Origin of the sequence: Streptomyces sp. NPDC007162 (assembly GCF_040634175.1) — a bacterium.
Classification (GTDB): Bacteria; Actinomycetota; Actinomycetes; order Streptomycetales; family Streptomycetaceae; genus Streptomyces.
The window spans coordinates 1-2077 of the sequence record NZ_JBEYFC010000905.1; the positions used below are offsets into that span (position 1 = coordinate 1).

Here is a 2077-nt window from a genome sequence, read left to right on the forward strand (position 1 = left end):
CCATATGAGCGCCACCCAGCTCGATCGAGAGATGCAGGTCTGTGACTGTCAACGAGGACTCGTTCACCAACTGGAAGAACCGTGAGGAGATCGCGGAGTCGATGATCCCGCTCATCGGGAAGCTGCACCGGGAGCGGGACGTGACGGTCCTGCTCCACAGCCGCTCCCTGGTGAACAAGTCGGTGGTCAGCATCCTCAAGACCCACCGCTTCGCCCGCCAGATCGACGGCGCCGAGCTCTCGGTCACCGAGACCATGCCCTTCCTCCAGGCGCTCACCACGCTCGACCTCGGGCCCTCCCAGATCGACCTCGGCATGCTCGCCGCCACCTACAAGGCCGACGACCGCGGTCTGACGGTGGCGGCGTTCACCGCGCAGGAGGTCGCCGGCGCCACCGGCGCCAACAAGATCGACCGGCGTGAGCCCCGCGACGTCGTCCTGTACGGCTTCGGCCGCATCGGCCGGCTGGTCGCCCGGCTGCTCATCGAGAAGTCCGGCTCCGGCAACGGCCTCCGGCTGCGGGCCGTCGTGGTGCGCGGCGGCGGCGCCGAGGACATCGTCAAGCGCGCCTCGCTGCTGCGCCGCGACTCGATCCACGGACAGTTCCAGGGCACGATCACCGTGGACGAGGAGAGCAGCACGATCCTCGCCAACGGCAACGAGATCAAGGTGATCTACGCCGACGACCCGTCCGCCGTGGACTACACGGAGTACGGCATCCGGGACGCCATCCTCATCGACAACACGGGCAAGTGGCGGGACCGCGAGGGCCTGTCGAAGCACCTGCGCCCGGGCATCGAGAAGGTCGTGCTGACCGCGCCGGGCAAGGGCGACGTCCCCAACATCGTGCACGGCGTCAACCACGACACCATCAAGCCGGACGAGCAGATCCTGTCCTGCGCGTCCTGCACCACCAACGCGATCGTGCCGCCGCTGAAGGCGATGGCCGACGAGTACGGGGTGCTGCGCGGACACGTGGAGACGGTCCACTCGTTCACCAACGACCAGAACCTGCTGGACAACTACCACAAGTCGGAGCGTCGCGGCCGGTCCGCGCCGCTCAACATGGTCATCACCGAGACGGGTGCCGCCTCCGCCGTCGCCAAGGCGCTGCCCGACCTCGAGGCGCGGATCACCGGCAGCTCCATCCGGGTGCCCGTGCCGGACGTGTCGATCGCCATCCTCAACCTCCAGCTGGCCCGCGAGGCGTCCCGCGAGGAGGTCCTCGACCACCTCCGCGAGGTGTCGCTCACCTCGCCGCTCAAGCGCCAGATCGACTTCACCACCGCCCCGGACGCGGTCTCCAGCGACTTCATCGGCTCGCGCCACGCCTCGATCGTCGACGCCGGCGCGCTGAAGGTGGAGGGCGACAACGCGATCCTCTACCTCTGGTACGACAACGAGTTCGGCTACTCCTGCCAGGTGGTCCGGGTCGTCCAGTCCGTGTCCGGCGTCGAGTACCCGACGTTCCCGGCGACGACGGTCTGACGCCTCTCCCCCTTCCGGCCCGGCCCTTCCACGAGAGGGGCCGGGCCGTCCGCACCCTTGACGCGCCCACCGCTCGATGGCAGCTTTTTATCGATACAACCGGTCCAGCGGACGTCGTTCCATATATCGAACAGCACAGTCGGTCAGGAGTGCCCCGTGTCCACAGCCACCGCGATCATCAACCTCGACATCGAGGGCCCGACGATCAGCCGCCATCTCTACGGCCACTTCGCCGAGCACCTCGGCCACTGCGTCTACGGCGGTTTCTGGGTGGGCGAGGACTCCCCCATCCCCAACGAAGGCGGCATCCGGCTCGACGTCGTCGAGGCCCTGCGCGCCCTCGACATCCCCAACCTGCGCTGGCCCGGGGGCTGTTTCGCCGACGAGTACCACTGGCAGGACGGCATCGGCCCGCGCGAGCAGCGACCCCGGATGGTCAACACGCACTGGGGCAACGTCGAGGAGAACAACCACTTCGGCACCCACGAGTTCATGGCCCTGTGCGAACTCCTCGGCGCCGAGCCGTACATCAGCGGCAACGTGGGCTCCGGCACGGTCCGCGAGATGAGCGAGTGGGTGGAGTACCTGAC

At 68.0% G+C, this 2077-nt stretch carries 1 protein-coding gene and 1 pseudogene; both read left to right on the top strand.

All coding sequences use genetic code 11. The features are described from left to right. Nucleotides 1-41: 41 nt before the first annotated feature. Nucleotides 42-1487 carry a glyceraldehyde-3-phosphate dehydrogenase gene (locus ABZ646_RS45640; protein ID WP_360533428.1) on the top strand — a complete coding sequence of 482 codons (1446 nt, stop codon included), beginning with the start codon at nt 42-44 and terminating at the stop codon, nt 1485-1487. A gap of 156 nt (nt 1488-1643) precedes the next feature. Continuing rightward, nucleotides 1644-2077: pseudogene (locus ABZ646_RS45645) on the top strand (alpha-N-arabinofuranosidase); the annotation flags it as partial.